The organism is Vibrio sp. J383 (assembly GCF_023503985.1).
Taxonomy (GTDB): domain Bacteria; phylum Pseudomonadota; class Gammaproteobacteria; order Enterobacterales; family Vibrionaceae; genus Vibrio; species Vibrio splendidus.
Map to the genome: position 1 here is coordinate 1,856,346 of NZ_CP097293.1, position 23,012 is coordinate 1,879,357.

At 43.7% G+C, this 23,012-nt stretch carries 21 protein-coding genes; 16 read left to right on the forward strand and 5 right to left on the reverse strand.

The genetic code is table 11. The features are described 5' to 3' along the window. Window positions 1–207: 207 nt before the first annotated feature. Window positions 208–969 (reverse strand): YdcF family protein, encoded by a 762-nt coding sequence (locus tag M4S28_RS08360; RefSeq protein WP_249631556.1) that lies wholly within the window; start codon window positions 967–969, stop codon window positions 208–210. 374 nt (window positions 970–1,343) lie between these two features. Beyond that, window positions 1,344–2,228, reverse strand: coding sequence for a LysR family transcriptional regulator (locus M4S28_RS08365; RefSeq protein ID WP_249631557.1), 885 nt, complete (start codon window positions 2,226–2,228; stop codon window positions 1,344–1,346). A 132-nt stretch (window positions 2,229–2,360) separates the two neighbouring features. Between M4S28_RS08365 and M4S28_RS08370 the strand changes: the two genes are divergently transcribed. Together M4S28_RS08370 and M4S28_RS08375 are read left to right on the forward strand one after the other, a co-directional pair. Further along, window positions 2,361–3,371, forward strand: a complete 1,011-nt coding sequence (locus M4S28_RS08370; protein WP_249631558.1) for an aldo/keto reductase — start codon at window positions 2,361–2,363, stop codon at window positions 3,369–3,371. 9 nt (window positions 3,372–3,380) lie between these two features. Continuing rightward, window positions 3,381–3,773: a GlcG/HbpS family heme-binding protein gene (locus M4S28_RS08375; protein WP_249631559.1), complete on the forward strand. Its 393-nt coding sequence runs from the start codon at window positions 3,381–3,383 to the stop codon at window positions 3,771–3,773. Between the two features lie 113 nt (window positions 3,774–3,886). On the opposite strand, the gene M4S28_RS08380 is transcribed toward M4S28_RS08375, so the two are convergent. From M4S28_RS08380 to M4S28_RS08390, 3 genes are all read right to left on the reverse strand, one after another. Next, a complete protein-coding gene (locus tag M4S28_RS08380; RefSeq protein WP_108093543.1) occupies window positions 3,887–5,260 on the reverse strand; it encodes an L-cystine transporter in 1,374 nt (457 codons plus the stop codon). 184 nt (window positions 5,261–5,444) lie between these two features. Next, window positions 5,445–6,140, reverse strand: coding sequence for an NAD-dependent epimerase/dehydratase family protein (locus M4S28_RS08385; protein ID WP_249631560.1), 696 nt, complete (start codon window positions 6,138–6,140; stop codon window positions 5,445–5,447). Between the two features lie 230 nt (window positions 6,141–6,370). Then, entirely contained in the window at window positions 6,371–6,856 is a 486-nt protein-coding gene (locus M4S28_RS08390; protein WP_249631561.1) for a pilus assembly FimT family protein, read from the reverse strand. Window positions 6,857–7,574: 718 nt separating this feature from the next. Here M4S28_RS08390 and M4S28_RS08395 point away from each other — a divergent pair. From M4S28_RS08395 to M4S28_RS08460, 14 genes are all read left to right on the forward strand, one after another. After that, a complete protein-coding gene (locus M4S28_RS08395; RefSeq protein ID WP_249631562.1) occupies window positions 7,575–8,186 on the forward strand; it encodes a flavin reductase family protein in 612 nt (203 codons plus the stop codon). 44 nt (window positions 8,187–8,230) lie between these two features. After that, window positions 8,231–9,313: a nicotinate-nucleotide--dimethylbenzimidazole phosphoribosyltransferase gene (cobT, locus tag M4S28_RS08400; RefSeq protein WP_249631563.1), complete on the forward strand. Its 1,083-nt coding sequence runs from the start codon at window positions 8,231–8,233 to the stop codon at window positions 9,311–9,313. Continuing rightward, a complete protein-coding gene (locus M4S28_RS08405; protein ID WP_249631564.1) occupies window positions 9,313–10,119 on the forward strand; it encodes an adenosylcobinamide-GDP ribazoletransferase in 807 nt (268 codons plus the stop codon). The genes cobT and M4S28_RS08405 overlap by 1 nt, the downstream gene beginning before the upstream one ends. Window positions 10,120–10,128: 9 nt before the next feature. After that, entirely contained in the window at window positions 10,129–10,740 is a 612-nt protein-coding gene (gene cobU, locus M4S28_RS08410; RefSeq protein ID WP_048611868.1) for a bifunctional adenosylcobinamide kinase/adenosylcobinamide-phosphate guanylyltransferase, read from the forward strand. Between the two features lie 9 nt (window positions 10,741–10,749). Continuing rightward, window positions 10,750–11,367 carry an alpha-ribazole phosphatase family protein gene (cobC, locus tag M4S28_RS08415; protein ID WP_048611870.1) on the forward strand — a complete coding sequence of 206 codons (618 nt, stop codon included), beginning with the start codon at window positions 10,750–10,752 and terminating at the stop codon, window positions 11,365–11,367. Between the two features lie 134 nt (window positions 11,368–11,501). Continuing rightward, window positions 11,502–13,298: a M3 family oligoendopeptidase gene (locus M4S28_RS08420; protein ID WP_249631565.1), complete on the forward strand. Its 1,797-nt coding sequence runs from the start codon at window positions 11,502–11,504 to the stop codon at window positions 13,296–13,298. 278 nt (window positions 13,299–13,576) lie between these two features. Next, the gene (locus M4S28_RS08425) at window positions 13,577–14,605 is read left to right on the forward strand and encodes a succinylglutamate desuccinylase (protein WP_249631566.1); all 1,029 of its coding nucleotides are present in this window, start codon (window positions 13,577–13,579) and stop codon (window positions 14,603–14,605) included. A gap of 133 nt (window positions 14,606–14,738) precedes the next feature. Continuing rightward, window positions 14,739–15,734 (forward strand): vitamin B12 ABC transporter permease BtuC, encoded by a 996-nt coding sequence (btuC, locus tag M4S28_RS08430; RefSeq protein ID WP_108185537.1) that lies wholly within the window; start codon window positions 14,739–14,741, stop codon window positions 15,732–15,734. Next, window positions 15,721–16,479, forward strand: coding sequence for a vitamin B12 ABC transporter ATP-binding protein BtuD (gene btuD / locus M4S28_RS08435; protein ID WP_249631567.1), 759 nt, complete (start codon window positions 15,721–15,723; stop codon window positions 16,477–16,479). The genes btuC and btuD overlap by 14 nt, the downstream gene beginning before the upstream one ends. Window positions 16,480–16,508: 29 nt before the next feature. Then, window positions 16,509–16,868 (forward strand): DUF6559 family protein, encoded by a 360-nt coding sequence (locus M4S28_RS08440; protein WP_249631568.1) that lies wholly within the window; start codon window positions 16,509–16,511, stop codon window positions 16,866–16,868. A 197-nt stretch (window positions 16,869–17,065) separates the two neighbouring features. Continuing rightward, window positions 17,066–17,965, forward strand: a complete 900-nt coding sequence (locus M4S28_RS08445) for a LysR family transcriptional regulator (RefSeq protein ID WP_102576998.1) — start codon at window positions 17,066–17,068, stop codon at window positions 17,963–17,965. A gap of 119 nt (window positions 17,966–18,084) precedes the next feature. Beyond that, window positions 18,085–19,959, forward strand: a complete 1,875-nt coding sequence (locus tag M4S28_RS08450) for an alkyl sulfatase dimerization domain-containing protein (RefSeq protein WP_249631569.1) — start codon at window positions 18,085–18,087, stop codon at window positions 19,957–19,959. A 77-nt stretch (window positions 19,960–20,036) separates the two neighbouring features. Further along, window positions 20,037–20,954: a hypothetical protein gene (locus tag M4S28_RS08455; RefSeq protein ID WP_445329527.1), complete on the forward strand. Its 918-nt coding sequence runs from the start codon at window positions 20,037–20,039 to the stop codon at window positions 20,952–20,954. A gap of 548 nt (window positions 20,955–21,502) precedes the next feature. After that, window positions 21,503–22,969: a lytic polysaccharide monooxygenase gene (locus tag M4S28_RS08460; RefSeq protein ID WP_503031264.1), complete on the forward strand. Its 1,467-nt coding sequence runs from the start codon at window positions 21,503–21,505 to the stop codon at window positions 22,967–22,969. Window positions 22,970–23,012: the final 43 nt, after the last annotated feature.

Here is a 23,012-nt window from a genome sequence, read left to right on the forward strand (position 1 = left end):
GATTGTTGAACGTTTATATTTTCGTAGCCTTGCTATTTGGGAAATTGGCTGAGCGATTAGCTAGCAGGAATGGTTGCCGAACGGCAAGAACAGACGCAAATGAGAAGAATAAATGGTGTTGTGATAGGCAGGATCAAAAAATGCAGCCAACAACCTTTCGATTATTGCTGCATTTTGTCTAGTTCGAATTAACTTAATTGAACGAGATTAAGCATCACCTGGCTTTTCGCGTTTGCTGTTCCAACCCATAAAGTTGTAGATGTTGTAACGAGCAAAGCCAATTTGTTCATGCAGAGCAAAATCTGTGACCGCAAAGTTGTACCATAGTGGCAACCACGAAACTTGAGCTGCCATATAGTCGGCTCTCACTGGAATAACATTCAAGCCGAAGTGGTTGAAATAGAGCTCGCTACGACGAATATGTAGGCCAGATGAAACCAACACAATGTTGTCGAATTTATGATGCTTCATTAGGTCACTAGTGAGCTGTGCATTCTTCCAAGTGTTGACGCTATTCGGCTCTTGAATGATGTCACCTATTGGAACGTCAAGTCTCAGCAATTGTTGTTGATAAACTTCTGCTTCGGTAACACCGTTATTTTGTGCATCGCCACCACTGATGATCACTTTGCATGTGGTTTGGGTTTTGGCGCAATCTTTATATTGGCTGGCTGTTTCGCTGATTCGGCCAAAAGAGAAAAAGGCTGGCTCGAACTCTTGCGTGCTTTTAATTAACTGCGTTCCCGCACCCAGAAGAACAATAGCGTTATTGTCAGACCATTGGATGTCAGGCTTACTTTCGTAATCGGCTTGTAGGTCGTTCAGTAAATAACGAGGAATTAAGCCTGAACCAATCAACACAAATGACGATATAAGAACAAGAGATAAAAACAGAGAGGTTTTTCGCCACTGAAGTAAACGTGTAAAGCCTACGAATAGCAGAAGAAGTAATAATATAATAAAGCTCATGAGGATCCTGTTATCGAACTGGTGCCAAGATGATGTGACATACTGAAGCGGTGCATCATATATCAGTTATGTTAATCATTCATAGATAACTCATTGTATTATTGAACAAATGCACGATTTCTTTCTATCAAGAACAATCATCGATGAGAGCATTCGAAAAAATCGCTTTATTATTGTTCGATAATACCATTCTAAATATAGGTATATAAATCAAGAGGATTATTTAAACCTTATTTCGTGTTATTTGATTTATCTGTTCATCGGTTTCCGTTTCTTCAACTCGTTAACTCAGCTTTCATATTCTTAAACTACCAAATTATCAAGCTCTCAGCTCTTAAATGATCAAGCTCTTAAGTTTTCAAGCTCTCAAGTTTTCAAGCTCTTAAATTATCAAAGTAAGCCTGAACAAATTTAACGAACACTTGGTGTTTCTTTGCCGGATAAGTAACTTGCGGATAGAAAAGGTAAATACTGTTGCCTTGTTGCAAACATTCATCAGGCAGCACTTGCTCTAACTCTCCAAGTTCGACCTCTTTCGCAACGTAGTAACTTGCAATACGGATGATGCCACTGCCTGCCATAGCTTGTTGTTTGAGCAAGTGGTTGTCATTGCTTGAAAGCCAGCCGGACACATCAATATTTGCCGATTTTAAAGGCCACTCGGTTTGGTGCAGCGTTGCTAAGCATTGATGATCACTCAAGTCACTCACATTGGTAGGGCGACCAAATTGATCAAGATAACCAGGGGTCGCGACTAAATCATGCTGATAGCTAATCAAGTGTTTCGCTACCATGTTGTCAGGTGGCGTATTGGTGGCGCGAAACGCGATATCGATATCATCTTGGTTTAGATTAAAGTTGGTGTAGCTGCTGTTTATCTCAAAACGGATTTCTGGATATTGCTGCCTAAACTGTTGGCAGATATCGAATAGATATACCTCAGTAAACATCTTTGGCGCAGTGAGGCGTAATAGACCTTTAACGATGTCGTGTTGCTCAGAAACACTGCGTTCAAGCTGTAAGACTTGCGAGCGAATCGTTAAGCCTTGTTGTAACGCGCGTTCGCCTTCTTGGGTTAAACGAACACTGCGAGTGGTTCTGACCAAAAGCGGGCACTGTAAATCGTTCTCTAAACGTTTGATCTGCTCAGAAAGGTAGCTCTTAGAGATACCGAGCTTTTCGGCTGCCTTGGTAAAGTTGAGTTGCTGAGCAAGTTCTACAAACAGGATCAGTCGTTCAATTCTTTTGTGTTCGTTCATTCGCGCGTTCCTATCAATCTATTGTTCGTCATATCAAACAATCATTTCGTAACTAGCATATTCTGTTTTTTTAAAAGAACAATATGATAGAGGCATATTTCTGGTCAGCAAATTTTCTAAGCGAGAATCGATATGACGAACAGCATTGAATCTACAAACAAAACGAATGACAAAAAGAGTATCCCATTATCAAACCATCTGCCGAATGTTGGGCAAGTTGCCTATGGTTGCATGGGGCTAGGTGGTGGCTGGAATGATAATCCAGTGACAAGTGCGGATGTTGCTCAAACACGAAGTGTAATCGACACGACATTAGAATCGGGCATTAACTTATTCGATCATGCGGATATCTATACCTTCAGCAAAGCTGAGCAAGCCTTTGGTCAAGCTTTACAACAAGCCCCTGAGTTGCGCGAACAGATGTTCATTCAATCTAAGTGTGGGATTCGTTTTGAAGGTGAGGGCAATGTTGGTCGTTATGATTTCTCGGCTGATTGGGTAAGCCAATCGGTAGACGGTATTCTCAACCGATTGAATACTGAAAAGCTCGATGTACTGCTATTACATCGTCCTGATCCTTTGATGGAACTCGATGACCTGGCAAGAGTGTTAGAGCACTTAAAAGCGCAGGGTAAGGTCGATTTCTTTGGTGTGTCGAACATGAACAGTCACCAAATCCAGTATCTGCAATCTGCGCTAGGGCAACCTATTGTCGCGAATCAAGTTGAGATGAGCTTAGCCAAATTGGATTGGTTGAACGATGGGGTGATGATTAACTCGCAAGGGCACCATCAATCAGACTTCGCCGCAGGCACCCTTGAACATTGCCAAATGAATAACATCCAACTGCAAGCTTGGGGTTGTTTGGCACAAGGCCGATTTGCTGAGCAAGGTTTGTATTCAGAACATGAACACGTGAAAAAGACGGCGCACTACGTGGCTCAGTTAGCAAATCAATATGGCGTAGAAAGTGAAGCGATTGTGTTGGCATTTTTGCTTCGTCACCCTGCTCGTATCCAACCTGTTATTGGCACCACAAATCTAGACCGAATCAAAGCTTCAGCGGTGGCGACTCAGATAAACCTGTCTCGTGAAGAGTGGTACAACTTATACGTGTACTCACGTGGTCAAGCGCTGCCATAAGGAATAAACATGTTGAATCAAAAGATCGCACAACAATTGGTGTCTAATGCTCTTGATATTGCCAAGCATCATCAACAAGCAATTGCGGTGAGCGTATGTGATACGCACGGAGAGTTATTGGCGTTTATTCGCATGGATAATGTGAGCGTACAAGCCGGGTTGTTAGCACAGAACAAAGCTTATACGTCTGCAAGAGACAGACAGCCAAGCGGTAACTTAGGCGCTTGGGCGAGAGAAACCGGTAAAGACTTAAGTTACTGGACCGACTCAAAGATCACTGGCTTTAAAGGCGGTGTTCCCATTGAGATAAAGGGGCTGGTGATTGGCGCTATTGGTATCAGCGGATTAAGTGAAGATGACGATGAAGCACTTGCTGAGAAAGTGATTCAACTTGTGCTCTAAGTGCTGTTGCTTGTGAAGCAATGGAAGTTAGAAGTAACAGATAATAAAAAACCGATGCATGTGCATCGGTTTTTTGTTTAACGAGACTCAAGTTATTGAATCAATCGAACTCATTAAGCGTTCGCTTGTTCCAGATCTTGTTGCTTGTCTTTCTTACCCAATAGGCGGCTTGTGATCGTACCGGCTGTCATTGCACCAGATACGTTAAGCGCCGTACGTGCCATATCGATAAGTGGCTCGATAGAGATAAGCAGTGCTGCGATAGTTACAGGAAGACCCATAGCTGGAAGTACGATAAGCGCCGCGAACGTTGCACCGCCACCTACGCCAGCAATACCGAATGAGCTCACTGTGATAATAGCAATCAGAGATAGAATGAAGTTGATGTCCATTGGGTCGATGCCAACCGTAGGCGCAACCATGACTGCTAGCATTGCAGGGTAGATACCCGCACAACCGTTTTGACCAATCGTTGCACCGAAAGTTGCAGACAGGTTAGCAATCGCTGGTGGCACATTTAGCTTAGTGATTTGAGCTTCAACGTTCAGTGGAATCGTTGCAGCAGAACTACGCGAAGTGAAAGCGAACGTTAGAACAGGCCAGATTTTTTGGAAGTACTCTTTCGGGTTTACACCAACAAAAGAGACCAACACACCGTGAACCACAAACATCAGGATGATTGCTACGTAAGAAGCAACGATGAAACCCAGTAGGCTTAGGATGTCTGAAGCACTCGATGTTGCGACTACTTTCGCCATTAACGCAGCGATGCCGTATGGCGTGAGTGCCATGATCATCTTAACTAAGCGCATAACGATAGATTGTGCAGCGTCAACGAAAGTACGGATCGGTGATTCTAGCTCTTCTTTCTCAGCCATTACTTTACGAGCAGCAATACCTGTTAGCACGCCGAAGATAACCACAGCGATGATAGACGTAGAGCGAGCACCGGTTAGATCAGCAAACGGGTTAGTCGGAATGAAGCTAATCAGCATTTGTGGAATAGTTAGGTCTGAAACACTTCCCATGCGGCTTTCTAGTGTTGCAATACGAGCTGTTTCACGCGCGCCCTCTGTTAAGCCTTCAGCCGAAAGACCGAATGCTTGAGCCACTGCAATACCAACAATTGCAGAGATCGCTGTTGTTGCGAGTAATACTGAAATAGTGATACCAGAAATCTTGCCCAGTGAACCGCCTTTTTCAAGCTTCACTACAGCCGCAATCATTGAAACCAAGACTAATGGCATGATTACCATTTTAAGCAATCCAACGTAACCACGACCAACGATGTTTACCCAGTCTAGTGTCTCTTTGATGATGGGATTGCCTTCACCAAATAGCAGCTGTAGACCAAGGCCAAATGCACTACCAAAAACTAAACCGAGTAAAACGAGGCGAGAAAGTGTGTTTTCTTTTTTCTGCTGTCCGTAGAGAAAAAAGAGGATACCAGTGAATACCGCTAAGGCAGCGATAGCTGAAAATGACATTTGTTTTCCTTATGAATAACTTTAGATCAATTAGGCACCTAGATGTATAGGTGTCAGTACTGCTGCTAAAATAACGTTCTGTTACAAAACGTAAAATAAGGAAAAGTAATTTATTAGAACGATTAGTAATATCCACTCAATGGTATGGGTGGATATTCAACATTGTGATGAATAGGTGAGCTTTTTAGCGATATTTTGCCAATAAATTGAGCATGTCACTTGACGAGTAAATTTCGATATTTTTGAAATTATTTTCGAATAATCGGAACAACATTGCCTTCGCGACGTCTTCCGCTTGAATAGGGCGTAGGTTTTTGAACTGACCATACATAAAGGGAGAGACTAAAGGAAAGATGCTTTGCAGGAGTTTTTCATCGGCTCTTGGTTCATCACGTTCACCAACCAGCGGCCCCGGACGTGCGATGAAAAGCTGCTTGAAGCCAATACGTTTTAAGTTTTGTTCCATTTGCCCCTTGCAACGAAGGTAGTGTGAATAAGAATCTGGTGAAGCGCCATAGCTCGAAACGACGGCAACGCGTTGTACCCCAAGAAACTTCATCGATTGTGCAACTTGGCTAACCAATTCAACATCGACTTTGCGAAGTGCTTCTTTTGATCCTGCCTTTTTCTTCGTCGTACCTAAGCAGATAACGCCAAGTTTAGGTGTCGCATTCGTATCATCCCAACTCGTGACTTGCAGGTCATTATGAATGAGCGTGTGGAGTTTATTGGAGTCAAACTGTGAATAGAGTGATCTTCGGGATAACGCATAGATATTGTCGACCGCGGGCTCATCAATGAGTTGCCTCATCACATGATGACCAATTAGCCCTGTTGCACCAGCCACAACAACCGATGTTTTGTCTCCAGAAATGCTCATGGCTATCCCTAACGTATATGTAAGTTACTGTTTTTAATTTAAACCTTATTTAGGAATATTGGCAATTTCTTCGCTGGTAATGTGAAGGTGCATACAAATTGTCAATTCCATGTCGGCAAAGTCGCTGACAACAAACCGAAGCAAAGGTGAAAAACAGCTCACGAGTACGAGCTGTTTTAATTAACTGTAAAAGCAGGTGTTAGGTTTAGTAAGACTTCACGGCGCTTGAGTTAGCACCCGTCATAGAATGTATTGATTGTAAGATCACCAATGTTGATGAGCTGATCTTGATTTAATGTGTAGGAGCGAGTGAGTTGAACGAAACAGTTGTAAGCTTTCAGTTCTCTAAACTGCCTTTCTTTGCCTGTGTAGACAATCAGCGTAGGGTTAAATTGAGGTCCGTAGCTCAATAGATGGTAGTTTTCCGTTTCCATAGCGTTTTCAACATTGTCAGAGTCGAGAGCGATCGTTCCCCATCTTATCCAAATATTTTGACCTGAGATCTTTGCTAGTTTTTCCTTCTCTAAACCTTCAATAGTGGCTTTACCCATCACGATTTCGTTTGTTGCGTTGAAAGCGCCAATGAATCCATCGAGTGTGGCTATCCTGGCATCAGAGTTCAGGTTCAAAAATCGTGGTGCTGCAGTCACTGAGAGAATGCCTAAAATGATGATAGTCACCACCATTTCAATTAACGTGAAGCCTTTGTTTTCCATAAGTACCCTTAATAACTGACAGGGAAATATTAGCAACAAGATTTAATATGTAAACGGCTCTGAGATTTATGTAAGTGCATAAAATGTAAGGGATAATTTACGTTGAGTGATAAGTGTACCAAAGCGATTTGATTTACTTATTTAGTGGTTTTGTTATGTACTAAATGTCTAATTAGTTGGACTTGGTAACTGTTCGATTGATTTTTGCACAAAGAGATAGGAAGTGATGTCAGTAGAGATAACAAAGCCCGCTGGGCGACGGGCTTTGTTACTTACTTTACTGCTTTCTAGGTGAAGGATAGTGGGATTTTCCTTACCTTTTTGCTGGTTTTCTTACTTGATTTATTTGGTTTTCTTTTACTTGAATTTGGAATCATTACACCTCCTAAATCTTTGTTCTGTTCTGTCTTTCAATCGATTGTCTTTCTTTGTGTAGCGTCAGTGTTGTGGGCATTCACTGTATAGGTACTTATCAATGGAGAGATTAATAAGTACTTTAGATAAAGCATAAACGATGCCAAAATGTAAGTTATTGATAAATCTATTATCAGTATTGTTTGTGTTTTAGGGTTCGTCAATTTGATTGTCAATTTGAGAAAAAACCAGTGTGATCTGTTTAAATTAAGAACACTCTCTACGGTTTCTGTTGATTAGGCATAGATACAGCATTGCTTAACACGTAAACTGAGTCGTAATTCACATAGACCAAGGACGTGCTATGAACCTCAAGCTTGATACTCTTGCTCCCACTCAGATTTATCACCTGATGACACAAACCGTTGTTCCTCGCCCTATTGCGTGGGTATTGACGGAATCTTCTGAACAAGAGTACAACCTAGCGCCTTTCTCTTATTTCACGCCTGTTTCCAGTAATCCGCCGCTACTGATGTTATCGGTTGGGAAGAAGCCGTCTGGCGAAATCAAAGATACCACTCGTAACGCCCTAGAAACGGGTAAGCTAGTGATTCACATTGCTTCTTCAAGTTCTGCCGAAACAATGACAGCAACAGCAGCCACTCTCGATCATGGTGATTCTGAAGTCACCGCGAATAATATTGAACTGGTTGAATTTGAAGGCTTTTCTTTACCGAGAGTAAAAGAGTGCGCGGTCGCTTTTGGCTGCACCTTATACGAAGTAAAAGAAGTTGGAGAGGTGCCGCAAAGTTTGATATTTGTTCAAGTTGAAACCGTGTACATTTCCGAAGATGTGATCGATAAAGAGAGTGAACGTCTTAAGGTTGATGCGTTGGCATTGGACCCACTGTCTCGACTTGGTGGCGGTGAATACGCGACGCTTTCTAATGTGTTCTCTGTTGCTCGCCCAAAATAGCCAATCCTAAATTAACGTACCCAGAATAAGCGTTTTTAAAAACTATGTTAGATACCCAATACTCACAGTACATCCAACACCGAATTGACCAAAAAACTAAGCCGCTCGGTGCGCTTGGCTTACTAGAAAAAGTCGCTCATCAATTGGCATTGATTCAGAGCCAAGGCAAAGAAGCTGCGGTTGAACACATCGAATTGAATAAGCCACGTATCATCATTTTTGCTGGCGACCATGGCATAGCAGATGAAGGTGTGAGTATTGCTCCAAGTGCCGTAACACAGCAGATGGTGTTGAACTTCTTAAGTGGTGGCGCGGCGATCAATTGCTTCTGTACGGTGAATAATATCGATATCACGGTAGTCGACACGGGGATATTGTTGCCTGTGGAATCAGACAGTGACATGTTGATCTCTCAGCGCTTGGGTACGCGAACCAATAACTTTGCCAATGAAGCGGCAATGAGTTTAGAAACGGTTGAACGTGGGATTGAACTGGGTACAGAGCTTGTATCTAGAACCATTTCGAATGGCACCAATATCATCATGTTTGGTGAAATGGGTATCGGAAATACCAGCAGCGCATCAGCGATCTTAAGTGCATTAGCGAATCGTGCTGCAGCGGAGTGTGTTGGCCTAGGAACAGGCATCAACAATGAACAGCTTGCACGTAAATTGGCTGTGGTTGAGCTAGGTGTTGCGCGTTGCAAAGGTTTAGAGCTTAAAGAAGTTAAAGAGCTTGCAGATCTTACAGATATTAAAGGGCTTAAAGATATCAAAGAGGTACTAGCACAAGTCGGTGGCTATGAAATCGTTCAAATGGTCGGTGGTTTCCTTGGCGCTTACCAGAACAGAACACCAATATTAGTCGATGGTTTTATCGTATCGGTTGCAGCGTATGTCGCGACCTTAATTGAACCGAACTGCCGTGATTACATGATCTTTGCTCATCGCTCTGAAGAGTCAGGGCACAAAATTCTGTTAGAACTGCTAGACGCTGAGCCACTGCTCGATCTTGGATTGAGATTAGGCGAGGGCACGGGTGCAGCGCTAGCTATGCCGATTATTCGTGCGGCAGCCGAGTTTTATAACAACATGGCGAGCTTCGAAAGTGCTGGAGTCACGGTTTAATGAGTGATGTATCAGAAAGATCGTTGAGAGATCGAGTCACTTACCAGTGGGAGCTGTTTGCGCTGGCGATGGGCTTCTTTTCTCGTTTACCAATGCCAAAGAACACGCCCTATTCATCGGAGCGAATGAACCGTTCTGGTCGCTACTTTTCAACGGTTGGTTTGTTACTTGGTGTTCTATGTGGCGGTGTGTTTTTGCTACTTGATACGGTACTGCCGAGTGCAGTGGCGATTTTCTTGATGATGAGTTTTAGCCTGATGCTCACAGGTGCATTCCATGAAGATGGTTTGACTGATATGGCGGATGGCATTGGTGGCGGCATGACTCTAGAACGTCGTTTGACCATCATGAAAGACAGTCGAATTGGCACTTATGGCGCGTCTGCACTAGTTATGGCTTTGCTTGGCAAGTGGGTGTTGTTGAATGAGCTGGTCAACATGACGGCTCTGTTTATGGTTATAGTGACCAGTTATACCTTTAGCCGCGCGATTGCTGCATCACTGATTTATGACATGCCTTATGTTAGCGATTTAGATACCAGTAAAAGTAAGCCTTTGGCCAACAAGCAAACCAAAGGTGAACTTGCCTTCTTATTGCTTGTAGGCGTGTTGCCAAGCCTGTGGTTTGGTCTTGAATTCGCTTTGGTTTTATCTGTCGTCGCCTATCTGTTTAGAACAGGATTCAAAAAGTGGTTAATGGCTCGAATTGGCGGCTTTACTGGCGACTGCTTGGGGGCAGCTCAACAGTTGATGGAGTTACTGATTTACCTTGTATTCATTACTGCATTTTACAATGGCTTTCTATAACGGTTTCCTATGACAAACACGAATCAAGCTAGTCAAATTAATCAAACAAGTCAGCGAAACAGCCATCTGGTATTGGGTGGAGCTCGTTCTGGTAAGTCTAGTTTTGCAGAGCAACAAGCATTATGTGCGCTTGAAGCATGTTCAAATGGACGCCTCAATTATATTGCGACAGCGACATATCTTGATGATGAAATGCGAGAACGAATCGCGCACCATCAACAACGTCGTGGTGAGCAGTGGATTGAACATGAAGCCCCTGTTGAATTAGCCGAAGAACTGCAGTTTTTTACCCAAGACGATGTGGTGCTGATTGACTGCCTAACTTTGTGGTTGAACAACATCATCTTTGAACTGGGTGATGATGCAACCAATGAACAGGTTGAAGCCGTGGTTGAAGTATTGGTCAAAAGCGTCGAGCAAAGCCCAGCGCAAATTATCATGGTGTCTAACGAAGTCGGCTTAGGTGTGGTGCCGCTGGGTAAAGTGTCGCGCTTGTTTGTAGACAATGCGGGACGCATGAACCAAGCACTAGCTCGCGTCGTTGAACGCGTTACGCTGGTTGCAGCAGGATTACCACTGAGCTTAAAACCATCTAATCACTTGCTTGATACTCAAGGCTAGGTCGCACACATGGTTAATGGAACAACTAAAAACATCTATTTATTAAGACATGGCAAGGTCGAAGGGGAGGCAGCACTTAACGGATTGTCAGACGTGTTGGTCAACCCTGATCTTCAATATCAGATCTGTGGAGCTCTCGCTAAACAAGACATTATCTTTGATAGTGTGGTTTCCTCGCCACTCAGACGATGTGGTGATCTTGCGAGCTTGTTTGCAGAGCGTATGTCAGTGCCTTTATCAGTTGCACCAGACTTTCAGGAAATGAACTTCGGTGAAGTAGATGGTGTCCCATTTGATGAACTTGAAGACAAGTGGGGAATGTTAGAAACCTTTTGGCAAGATCCTGCTAATCATCAATTAACTGGCGCAGAAAGTTTACAGGGCTTCCACGACAGAGTAACTCAAGCTTGGTCGCAACTTTTGAATGATCCAAGTGACAATATATTGTTGGTTACTCATGGTGGTGTGATTCGCATATTGTTAGCGCACTGCCTTGATATTGATTGGAAAAACCCGAGTCTGTACTCGAAGTTGTCGATAGGAAACGCATCGATAACGCATATTCAAATCACTCAGTTTGCGCAGAGTTTTATCAGTGTAAAGTCGATAGGGTTACCTGTTCTCTGAGTGTTAAAAATACACGGTTTTAAGAATTAACAATCTATTAGAACTGTAAATAGAAATAGAAATAGAAGTATAAAGCGGCGTTTACAGCCGCTATACCAGATTGGTATTACTACCTACGTGAAAGGAATTTAGTCATGACAACACCGAGTTGGGATCTAAGCATTGCTTATCGCGATCTTAATGATGCAAAAATCGAACAGGACATTGAACTCATTCAACAATGTATTGAGCTGTTGTACCTACACGTTGAAAAGCGTCATATTATCCTAGCGATGCAAAACGCCATTCAAACTTCTGAAGCGGCAGGCACGTTACTGAGCACAATCAACACCTTCGCTAATTGTCACGCATCGGTAGACGCGACGCACACAGAAGCCAAAGCACTGCTTGGTCGTGTAGCGAAGCTGAACTCTGAAATGTCTCAAGCGTTCAGCCCTTACGAAGACACGCTAATTCACGCAGAGCCAGAATTTATTGATGCAGTATTAGAGCATGAGAGCGCGGATGTTGCAGGGCAACGCTTTGCGATTGAAAGCTCACGTAAGTTATCAAGCAGCCGACTCAGTGTTGCTGAAGAGCAGTTGTTAGCGGCGATGAAGGTTGATGGCCGTGACGGATGGGGTCGTTTATACGACAACCTAACCGGTTCTTTAAAACTATCGCTAAAGCTGGACGGTGAAGACGAAGCTCTAGGTTTTTCACAAGCTGCGAGCCTGTTGTACGGCAGCGAATTCGACAAACAAGAACCAGCATGGCGCGCCGTTCAAGGTGCGATGAAAACGCATCAAGAGTCTTTTGCTTCGATCCTAAATGCATTGGCGGGTTGGCGACTGACTGAAAACAAAAAGCGCTCGAAGATTAGCGATGTACATTTCCTAGATCCAAGCCTACACGGCAGCCGCATTGTGCCAGAAACGCTAGACACCATGATGTCGGTAGCAAAGGCAAATCGAGCAGTAGGCCAGAAAGCAGGCCTGTTAATGGCAAGAGTTCACGGGCTCGATGAAATGAAGCCTTGGAACCATTTAGCAGCGATGCCACCGCTGGGTGACAGCGAATCTAAGGTTTATCCATTTGATGAAGCGATCGATGTGATCAAAACCGCCTTCGCTGAAGTAAATCCAGAGATGGCTGATTTCGTCGCATTAATGGTTGAGAACGGTTGGATTGATGCCGCTCCAGCAGCCAATAAACGTCTAGGTGCGTACTGCACTAAATTTGCTGCGACACGCACCCCGCTTGTGTTCATGACATGGAGTGGTAGCCGCTCAGACTTAATGACATTGGCGCACGAGCTAGGCCACGCGTTCCACAACTGGGTGATGAAAGACATGCCGTTGTGTCAAACACGCTACCCAATGACGCTAGCAGAAACCGCGTCAATCTTCGCTGAAAACATCGTTCGTGACCATTTGTTAAAACAAGCACAAACACGCAATGAGAAACTTGAAATGCTGTGGGAAGAGCTTTCTTCTTCTTTGGCATTAATGGTGAACATTCCCGTTCGTTTTGAGTTTGAGAAAGCCTTCTACGAGCAGCGTGAAAAAGGCGAACTCACGGCTCAGCAGCTGTGTGACCTGATGGAGACGACTTGGAAAGAGTGGTACGGCGATGCAATGACAGAAGCCGACCCTTACTTCTGGGCAAGTAAGCTGCACTTCAGCATCTCTCAAGTGAGCTTTTATAACTATCCATACCTGTTCGGTTATCTGTTCAGTAAAGGTGTTTACGCTCAGCGCGATGCGAAAGGTGAGCAATTCTACGGCGATTACGTGTCGTTGCTTCGTGATACGGGTAGCATGATGGCGGAAGAAGTCGTTCAAAAGCACTTAGGAATGGATCTGACTCAAGCTGATTTTTGGCAACAAAGCATCGACATGGTCAAAGTTCAAATCGATGAATTTGAAAGATTGCTCGATCAGGAAGATTAATTGATCTCAATCTGTTCATGGCAGGTAAGAGCTGTGTTAGCTTACGTGGCTCTTATCTTGCTGAGATAACTTGAGAAAAGCTGAGACAACCAAAAGTTGCTTTAAATAGAGAAAGTTATTTGGAACAGATGTCGGTTAGTAAAGTCAGCAGGTAATATAAAAATATATGGGTAGTATTTGTGAGTGATAACGGAGTTTCTATTGATAAGTGCGATCCTAGCAACACAATTTCTATGTACAATTTATTAACATACGGCCGTGCAATTAAGGAGTAACGCATGACGAAGACCCTCTTTCGCCAATCATTTCTTTTTGACAGCCTAGATCTTGAGCAAGAAGTGGTTGCAGGACAGACCGTACTGAGTAACGGTGTTCAAATTAAGCTTCATCAACGCGGTGTATTGGAAGTGATTCCCGCTGAGTATAATTCTGAAACCAAAAACATCATCTTTTCAACAGGTGTTCATGGCGACGAAACTTCACCAATGGAGCTGATTGATAAGCTCATTGAGGATATTGAAACAGGCTTCCAGGAAGTGAATGCGAGATGCCTGTTTATTATTGCTCACCCAGAAGCAACCAACGCGCATACTCGTTTTCTTGATGTGAACATGAATCGTTTGTTTGATGAAAAACAGCACGAAAGCAATCGAGAAGTGGATATTGCGAAGAACTTGAAGTTATTGGTTACTGAGTTTTATAAGCAGACGGAACCCGCAACTCGCTGGCACTTAGACCTGCATTGTGCGATCCGCTTGTCTAAGCATTATTCGTTCGCCGTGAGCCCTAAGGTTCGCCACGAAGTTCGCAATAAAGAGCTGTTTGATTTCATTAATAGTGCGCATGTTGAAGCGGTGTTGTTGTCGAACGCACCAACCAGCACCTTCAGTTGGTACAGCGCTGAAAATTTTGCAGCTCAAGCACTGACAATGGAGCTAGGGCAGGTCGCGCGAATTGGTGAGAACCAGCTTGATAAGCTCACTGCTTTTGACCTGGCGATGCGCAACCTGATTGCTGAAATAGAACCAGAGCATTTACCAAAGAAAACCATTACCTATCGCGTAAGCCGAACGATTGTTCGCTTGCATGATGACTTTGATTTCATGTTCTCTGATGACGTTGAGAATTTTACCGCGTTTAAGCACGGTGAAGTGTTCGGTCATGATGGTGATAAACCATTGATGGCGAAGAATGAAAACGAAGCCGTGGTGTTCCCAAATCGAAACGTGGCCATTGGTCAACGAGCGGCCTTAATGGTGTGCGAAGTTGAAACACGATTCGACCACGGTCAGCTTGTATACGATTAATAGCGAGCTGGGTTAAAGCGACGAAAACAACCGCTCAACTGGTTGAAATATCAAGGTTCACATTACGGTGTGAGCCTTGAGTTTATTTAGGGATACAGGTAAGGTTACGCGAACAATTTCAAAGTAGCTTGATATGGATTTCCAACAACTTCTTCACCAAAAACAGCGCAAATGGACCCGAGCCATTTATCTGATGGCAACACTGCTTGTCGCGCTGAGTGCGATTTACCTAATGGTTGGCGATCTTTTCATTTCCCCTCTGGGCACCTTGTCCACGTTAGAACAAAAACTACTGGTTGATTTACGCTTACCTCGATTATTGGCGGCTATTGCCATAGGGGCAGGGTTAGCTGTATCTGGCGCAAGCCTACAAGTCTTATTGGGTAATGTATTAGCAGAGCCAGGTGTGCTCGGCATTTCTGGTGGCGCAAGCTTGGCGATGGTTATCGTACTGTTCTTCCTGCCGTTTGCTCCTACACCAGAACTGTTCATGATTGCCGCCGTTTTAGGTTCACTTTGTTTTACCGTGATTCTAGTGAGCATGGTAAAAACGATGCGGCTTACCACGGCTAAATTACTGCTAGTCGGTGTCGCGTTGGGCATTCTTTCTGGTGCGATGGTGACATGGGCGTTCTATTTTAGTGATGACCTCAGTCTACGCTTGTTGATGTATTGGCTAATGGGCAGCTTGGGTGGTGTCACTTGGTATCAACACTCGCTCACTTTAGTGATGATACCCGTGATTATTTGGTTGTGCCTGCAAGGTAGTAAGCTAGATAAGTTAATGATTGGCGAGACTCATGCTGCACAGTTAGGCGTGAACGTTCCGAGATTACGCTGGCGTCTAATCTTTGCTGTGTCTATTTTAGTCGGCTGCGCGGTTGCCTTAGGCGGCGTGATCAGCTTTGTTGGCTTGGTTGTGCCACACTTGTTGCGTTTAGCGATTGGTACTGACAACCGATACCTTCTTCCTTTGTCTGCCGTAGCTGGTGCAGCATTGCTGGTGTTTGCTGATATTTGCGCGCGTACATTACTCGATTCTGCAGAGCTACCTTTGGGTGTGATGACTACCAGTATCGGTGCGCCTATCTTCATTTGGATGTTAATTAAAAATCATGATTCAAATTAAGAGCCTGAGCGTCGGCGCTCGTTTATTACCGCTATCATTTGAGCTCACGCAAGGGCAGGTGACCCACGTTATCGGCCCGAATGGCAGCGGTAAAAGTACCTTACTCGAAGCGATATCTGGTATTGGTGATGGCTATAAAGGCGATATCAAGCTCGACGGGCAAGACTTATCAGCGTTGTCGTTACAAGACTTATCATTACATCGTGCTTATCTGTGTCAAAGCGCAAGGCCAGCCTTCAACCTGGAAGTGTTTCAATACCTTGCGTTGTCATTGCCAAGCTCCTCACACGGCCTTGATGCTGAAATCAACGCAGCTTTGGAAGAAATTAGTCAGATGTTGGACATCGCAGACAAACTTCATCGTTCAATTCAGACACTGTCTGGTGGAGAATGGCAACGCGTTCGTTTGGCGGGAATGTGCCTGCAAATTTGGCCGACACTTAACCCTTATGCAAAGCTGCTGATCCTCGATGAACCCGCAGCTCCATTGGATATTGCTCAAGAAGCGCTACTGTATAAGCTTATCGAACGAGTAGCAGAGAAGGGTATCGCTGTGATTATGGCAAACCACGACCTGAACAGAACCCTAAGACACGCAGACCAAGTACTGCTACTCGACAAAGGCGTACTTCAAGCATCAGGTAGTGCAGAACAAGTGCTCACCCCTGAGCAGCTAGAGTCCGTATTCAACACTGAAGTCAAAAGTATTTTAGTCGATAATCAAACTTATCTATTGTTTGGTTAACTTAGGCTCATCAATACAAGGCAACCTATATGTTTAGATATATTCAGCGACGAAGAATCAAAAAGGTCATCAAGTTACTTTCTGCCAAGTTGGTTAAAGCGTATGGCAGTCGTGATTTCTTCTCGATTGGACAGGTTGAAACGAGTTCTCGTGAACTGAGCAAACGCCAACAACAGATTGCTTTAGCTTTGTTTGCTGATCCACAAGATCTTGCCGTTGAATTGGCTCCAACGATTCATTTGCTACGTAATGATGTATCTAATGACTTCTTCGGTGGCGATAATTACACAGCCCGTGATGTACTTAATCTATTAGGTGGAGGCGGCTGGAAAGGCGGCAGTATGGACGATAACTTGTCCCATCATTTTGGTATGCACAGCCGTTATTGAGTTTTAAGTTAGGCAAGCGGTTAAAGCGATAGCTTTGTTGTCACGAATGCTCAGTGTTTACACTGAGCTTTTTTATGGCTGGCATTTCTTAACGAGAACCTGAGTTATCAAGCAATTTTAGGTTAAGTATTGCTTTCGATTGATAGTGTTTAATGCTAAGTATTAGTTAACAGTCACAATTGTGTAAGGTCATCATTATGGATCTCAATTTGTTGAAAACGTTTGATGCTGTGATGAAAGCTCGCAGCGTTAACGTCGCCGCCGAAGCGTTAGGTATTTCCGCCCCCGCTGTCAGTCAATCACTCAACCGATTGAGAGAGCAGTATAATGATCCACTCTTTATTCGTGAAGGACGCGGGATTGCGCCAACTAATTTTGCTGTGGAGCTGCACGCGGAAGTGCAAGAACCATTAAGTTTATTGATCAATGGAGCCAAATCGCGGCAGCATTTTAATGCTTTAAAGAGTCATCGTACTTTTCGAATTTCTAGCCATAAAGATATTGACCTACTTGTTGTTCCTCGTTTGACTCAATATCGAGCTGAATTTGCACCAAGTGCGACGATAGAAGCGGATATTGAGCACATCAGTGAACAAGTTCGACAAGATGATTTACGCCAACGCAAAGTCGATATTATTTTGTCGACTGTCCCACTAGAAGAGCATAGTTATCACAACTTGAAGCTGTTTGAAGAGGATCTTGTTGTGGTGTTAAGTGTTAATCACCCTCGCATACAAAGTAGTATGAATATCGAACAGTTTTTCTCTGAACATCATGTTTTGTGGCAAACTCAACGAATGGACAATCATGCATTAAACTCAGTTGCACATGCGCCTTTACGTGAACGGAAAGTGGCGTATCGAACGGGTTCAAGTTTAACGGGTATATCATTGACGAGTGGGACGGATTGGTTGTGTGTAAGCGCTCGGTCGTTGGTCGATAAGGTAACTGGCAGCGGCAAATATCAAGTATTCGAACTGCCCTTCAAAGCGGAGCCTATGCCTGTTTATATGACTTGGCATCGCTCGCAAGATAACGATAAGGGGCATCAATGGTTGCGTGAGGCCCTAATCAATACGACCCAAAACAACAGTTAAGTATTGCTTAATTGTTATTTAAGTTTAAGGCTATCGATTGATTAATGGTTTGAACTTAATATCTCTCTCATCGACGGGCCGAATGGTCGAACCCGCCAAATTCAAGAGAGATATTTATTATGAAACCGTCAACATTATTAACGCAGTCGATTTGCTTTGCACTATTAACCACAACGGCTAGCTCAGCATTAGCGATGGACCAGAACTTGGTTCGCAGTTCTGACCCAACGTTCTTCACCAGTGAAGCAGTACAAAGTCATCTAGCAAAAGTGGTTTGGGAAGACGCAGACCACAACCGAGCATTTATTGAAAATTCAGAATACATGCCAGTTGCAATGACTGAATTTGCTAAACAAATGGCGCCAAAAATCCAAGAGATTGCTCCAGGTAAACTGTATTCAATTTCTGGTTTTCAACTTGCATCAACGTTAGTTGCTGTTGGTAATGATGGTTTAATTATTGTTGACCCAGGCGAAAACGATACAGCGGCCAAAGAGTCAATGGAAGCATTTAATCAATTCTCCACACTTCCAGTAAAAGCGGTTATTTATACTCACCGTCACCCAGACCATGCCTTTGGCGCTGCGGGTTGGGGCGTAACAGAAGACCAAGTTGCGTCGGGTGAAGTGAAAATTATAGCTTCAGATAACTTTATTCCAAACCTCGTGAACGATGTTGGTGTTACGGGAAGTATCCTCACTCAGCGCACGGCATACGCTAGTGTATATTTGCCTAAAGGTGAAAAAGGTGGTCCTGCGCACTATGGTTTAGGCCCTACGTTTACAGCCGGTCCAGTCTCTTTTTTCATGCCGAATGTATTAGTCAGTAATGATGATCCACTGAAAATTAATGTTTCAGGTATTGAAATGGAAATCTTTGGTGCGTATGGCGATGCGGGTGATGATGAAGTCGATATTTACTTCCCGCAGTTTAAGCACGTTCATGGTAGTGAAACCATTCAAGGTGAAACTTTCCCTAACTTATATACATTGCGCGGCACCAAATATCGTGATGTTCAAAAATGGTATGAAGGCATCGATACACTGTCTGAGTATGCGGAAAAATCAGAAACGTACAGTGGCTCACATATGCGTGCTTGGGTAGGGCATGACTTTATCAATGAACGTATTACTAATTATCGCGATGCAATTCAATATGTGCATGACCAATCTATCTACCACATAAACCGCGGTATTAAACGCGATGAGTTAGCTGAAAAAGTGGTTCTTCCAGACAACTTGGCTAACGACCCTTGGTTAGGTGAGTACTACGGTACTGTTGCGCATTCTGTACGCAACATTTACAACGGTTACCTTGGCTGGTGGGATGGTGATGCAACTAAATTAGCACGACCTGGCGTTAAAGAGATGGCTCAAGATTACGTAGATGCTATGGGCGGTGAAGATAAGGTTATTGATATTGCCGAAAAAGCCTTTGAAGAGAAAAACTATGGCTGGGCTGCCGAAGTACTAACACATGTTAACAATGTCGATCCAGAAAACATGGAAGCGCGTACATTAAAAGCGGAAGCACTGCGTGAGTGGGGCTATGAACAGACGAACATATACTGGAGAGGTTTTGCGATTTCGAATGCTGGCGAGCTTGATGGCACACTAGATCGCTCAGTGGCATGGGACTTTGCTAATCCAGCAATCGTAAAAGTACTACCAACAACAAAAATCTTGGAAACAGCACGTGTAAATCTAAACGCTGACCGTGCCCAAGGTAAAGAATTATCAATTAATATTAAAGTGTCGGATACAGGAGAGGTGGCGAACTATACCGTGCGTAATGAAATTGCTGTCTTCTCTCTACAGCAAGATCCTGAAGCGGATGCAACATTGAGTGGTAACAAGCTAGACGTATTAGGTTATTTCGCATCGGGTGATGTGAGTAAAGCTAATATCGAAGGCGATAGCCAGTCAGTTGATACATTCTTTAGCTTGTTTGACCATAACAAAGCGAATGACATCAACCTTGTACTACCAAACTAATTAATGTTGTTGATATGCCGAGCGACTCCTTAAGGAGTCGCTTTTTTTTGGACTATAAGATTTTAGAGAGAAGTAACATGAAAATCAAAGCGATCGCTACATCTATTGCATTATTGTGTTTAGCATCAAATGTATTGGCTCAACCGAATGAAGCTATGTCTTCAGCAAGTACTTCACAAGAGCTTGTTGATCAAAGCTTGCCATCACAAACAGCAGGTAAACAATCATCTGCACCGCAAAAACAACCAACGAAACGATCAACTCAACAACCACAAGATATGTCAGATCCATTGGCCGTTTATACTCAAGCAGGTTTCGGTGTGACTAATAAGGGACTCAACCTGAAAGTAGGGCAATCTTATGATACTGGCAGTGATATCTTGATGGGGATGAATGTCATCGAGGTTAAAGGTATTGCGGGGGAATGGCTCGGTTGGTCAGGTTCAGATTCGCGAGATAATAGCATTGATACCCTGCGCTTTCGAAATTTTACCGTTAATACGACGAATGGCCGTGGTAAACAAATCGACTTAAACTATAACGTTGAGCGCGAAGAGCTAGATGCGTCATATAGTTTCATTCAAGCCTTGCCTAAATGGGGTGCTATACAGCTATACCCTCTAGCTGGCGTGGGTGCTCGAATTATGAACGGGCAGTTTACAAAAACGATCGACACTGAATCTGGAGAATACGACATCGATAAGTCAATCGGTTATACAATTCCTGGCGTATACGGTGTTGTCGGTATGTACAGCAAAATTACAGTCACAGACAAAATTTGGATTAACTACAACCCAATGTGGTTGACATCGATTGCTGGCTCAGACGGGTTCGTTAATCAGGGCTTTGGCGGAGATAGTAATATTCTCACGAATGAATTGTCTCTTTCTTATCAATTTACACCGCGATTTAATGCCCGCTATTATGCTAATTGGACTCAAGACCAAGCGTATTTTGAAGGGGATCAACGTCTAGAGTTTAATTATCAATTCTAACGGAACTGTCCTTAAGTTTATTTTAAAACCACCTACTTCAATAGGTGGTTACTCGTCTTATTCGGTAACCAGGTTTCGTGTTACTTCTAACCAGGTAACAGCATGCTTAATTATTTACCGCCAGCTAGTAAATTGGATTGAGCAACAATGGAAAAAGTTAGATTAATATGTCATCAATCGACTAAGCTCGGTTCTCTATTCGATATACAAACTTCCAAGCGGCTTATTTATTCAGCCGCTTTTTTATTCACTTTGAATATTGTTCCCTTAATCAACACAGAATACTGAGATCCAATAATTCGAAGCAACATCATCTATCTACAACGCATTTGTTTGAGTTGTGTGATGCTGATTCCTATCAATATAAAACCCGCTGTTATTGATAAAATTGACGTATATATTTTCGTTGTTCTTCAAACAAAAACTATAAACCTTCGAAGTGCAATTTTGATTGATAAGTGATCAATTGATGTTGTGTTCAGGATAAAATAATAGAGAGTGGGAAAGTGAAAACAACAAATAATAATATTCTTAAAATAGCAGTGGGTATGGCTATGCTATCGAGTGTGCCATCAGTGGCAAACGCTCATGGCTGGTCTGAATTTCCAAGCGCACGTCAGAACACGTGTTACGAGCAAGGCGGAGTTTGGTCAGGTACACCACCGAATGCAGCATGTGCTCAAGCGAAAGATATTTCTGGCTCTTACCCGTTCGTTCAACGTAACGAGTATGCGAAAAATATCCAAGATTTCAACAACATCAACGCTGTAAAAGCGGCGATTCCTGACGGCACGTTATGTTACGCCAATGATTCGCAAAAACGCGGCATGGGTGCACCTCATACAGGCTGGACTCGCACCGAGCTAAATACTGGTACATTTGAATATGTATTCAACGCGACTGCACCACACAACCCGTCATTCTGGGAATTCTACCTAACGAAACCAAACGCAGACCTGAGCAAAGGCCTAGCGTGGGGGGACTTAGACCTTATCCAAGAAGTTGGGAATGTTCCTGTAAGCGGTGGCAAATACCGTATCAACGTGACGATTCCTTCAGACCGCTCTGGCGACGCAATCTTATACGTACGTTGGCAACGTGATGATGCCGCGGGTGAAGGCTTCTATAACTGTTCTGACATCACTATCGCAGGTGGTACAACCCCTCCACCAGAGCCGGGTCCTGAGCCTGATCTCGTACGTGGCGACCTATTCATTTCAGAAGGTTTTGGTACTCCACAAGTTGGCGACACCGTTAAGTACGACATCATCAACAAGTATGGTGAAGTAGCGCGTAGCTTCGACATCGTCATCGACGCTTCAAACGTTAACGATTGGGCTCGTTTGTTGGCTTCAGAAATTAACGGCTGGCATGAAGAGTTCAAAGACGGTGCGATTTTCATTGGTGATTGGCACGCTGAAATGCAGCACTACATGTACTTCCAAAACGACCCTTCACGTAACTTCTTCAACTCAAAGGATAGCCGCGCTTCTGGTCAGCTAACGCTGATTGACGGTGGCGATGGTGGTGTTGAACCATTGAAAGGTGACATCTACGAGCTAGTGAAGAGTGACAACGTAGTGAATGCTGGCGACAAAGTTGTGATTGCAACAAGCGAAGCGGCGACATTAACTCAAACTCAAGGCTCTTCAGTAAGCATTCAAAATAACGGCACGGCTTCTATCGTAGTTGATACCACTGGCATCACTGCAAACGAAACTCTATCGTTTATGGCTAGCTCGATTGAAAGCGACAGTGTTGAAACCTTCACTTTTGAAGTAATTGCCGATGACGGTGGTGTAACACCAGACCCAGATCCAACGCCGGATCCTGATCCGACTCCTGACCCTACGCCAGACCCAGGCTCATGGGATTCATCAGCAACTTACCTAGGCGGTGAAGTAGTGACGTATTCGAACCAGTCGTGGAAAGCGCAATGGTGGGTTCAAGGTGGTACAAACCCTAAAGCGACCTACGAAAATGATCAGTGGGGCGTGTGGCGTCCAGCTAACTAGTCGGCTAGTTAATCTAAACTAAGTAACTAAATAACTAAATAAC

What these genes read in the sequence shown, in the direction of transcription:
- M4S28_RS08360 (WP_249631556.1), bottom strand. Translation starts at nt 969, where the DNA reads ATGAGCTTTATTATATTATTACTTCTTCTGCTATTCGTAGGCTTTACA.
- M4S28_RS08365 (WP_249631557.1), bottom strand. Translation starts at nt 2,228, where the DNA reads ATGAACGAACACAAAAGAATTGAACGACTGATCCTGTTTGTAGAACTT.
- M4S28_RS08370 (WP_249631558.1), top strand. Translation starts at nt 2,361, where the DNA reads ATGACGAACAGCATTGAATCTACAAACAAAACGAATGACAAAAAGAGT.
- M4S28_RS08375 (WP_249631559.1), top strand. Translation starts at nt 3,381, where the DNA reads ATGTTGAATCAAAAGATCGCACAACAATTGGTGTCTAATGCTCTTGAT.
- M4S28_RS08380 (WP_108093543.1), bottom strand. Translation starts at nt 5,260, where the DNA reads ATGTCATTTTCAGCTATCGCTGCCTTAGCGGTATTCACTGGTATCCTC.
- M4S28_RS08385 (WP_249631560.1), bottom strand. Translation starts at nt 6,140, where the DNA reads ATGAGCATTTCTGGAGACAAAACATCGGTTGTTGTGGCTGGTGCAACA.
- M4S28_RS08390 (WP_249631561.1), bottom strand. Translation starts at nt 6,856, where the DNA reads ATGGAAAACAAAGGCTTCACGTTAATTGAAATGGTGGTGACTATCATC.
- M4S28_RS08395 (WP_249631562.1), top strand. Translation starts at nt 7,575, where the DNA reads ATGAACCTCAAGCTTGATACTCTTGCTCCCACTCAGATTTATCACCTG.
- cobT (WP_249631563.1), top strand. Translation starts at nt 8,231, where the DNA reads ATGTTAGATACCCAATACTCACAGTACATCCAACACCGAATTGACCAA.
- M4S28_RS08405 (WP_249631564.1), top strand. Translation starts at nt 9,313, where the DNA reads ATGAGTGATGTATCAGAAAGATCGTTGAGAGATCGAGTCACTTACCAG.
- cobU (WP_048611868.1), top strand. Translation starts at nt 10,129, where the DNA reads ATGACAAACACGAATCAAGCTAGTCAAATTAATCAAACAAGTCAGCGA.
- cobC (WP_048611870.1), top strand. Translation starts at nt 10,750, where the DNA reads ATGGTTAATGGAACAACTAAAAACATCTATTTATTAAGACATGGCAAG.
- M4S28_RS08420 (WP_249631565.1), top strand. Translation starts at nt 11,502, where the DNA reads ATGACAACACCGAGTTGGGATCTAAGCATTGCTTATCGCGATCTTAAT.
- M4S28_RS08425 (WP_249631566.1), top strand. Translation starts at nt 13,577, where the DNA reads ATGACGAAGACCCTCTTTCGCCAATCATTTCTTTTTGACAGCCTAGAT.
- btuC (WP_108185537.1), top strand. Translation starts at nt 14,739, where the DNA reads ATGGATTTCCAACAACTTCTTCACCAAAAACAGCGCAAATGGACCCGA.
- btuD (WP_249631567.1), top strand. Translation starts at nt 15,721, where the DNA reads ATGATTCAAATTAAGAGCCTGAGCGTCGGCGCTCGTTTATTACCGCTA.
- M4S28_RS08440 (WP_249631568.1), top strand. Translation starts at nt 16,509, where the DNA reads ATGTTTAGATATATTCAGCGACGAAGAATCAAAAAGGTCATCAAGTTA.
- M4S28_RS08445 (WP_102576998.1), top strand. Translation starts at nt 17,066, where the DNA reads ATGGATCTCAATTTGTTGAAAACGTTTGATGCTGTGATGAAAGCTCGC.
- M4S28_RS08450 (WP_249631569.1), top strand. Translation starts at nt 18,085, where the DNA reads ATGAAACCGTCAACATTATTAACGCAGTCGATTTGCTTTGCACTATTA.
- M4S28_RS08455 (WP_445329527.1), top strand. Translation starts at nt 20,037, where the DNA reads ATGAAAATCAAAGCGATCGCTACATCTATTGCATTATTGTGTTTAGCA.
- M4S28_RS08460 (WP_503031264.1), top strand. Translation starts at nt 21,503, where the DNA reads ATGGCTATGCTATCGAGTGTGCCATCAGTGGCAAACGCTCATGGCTGG.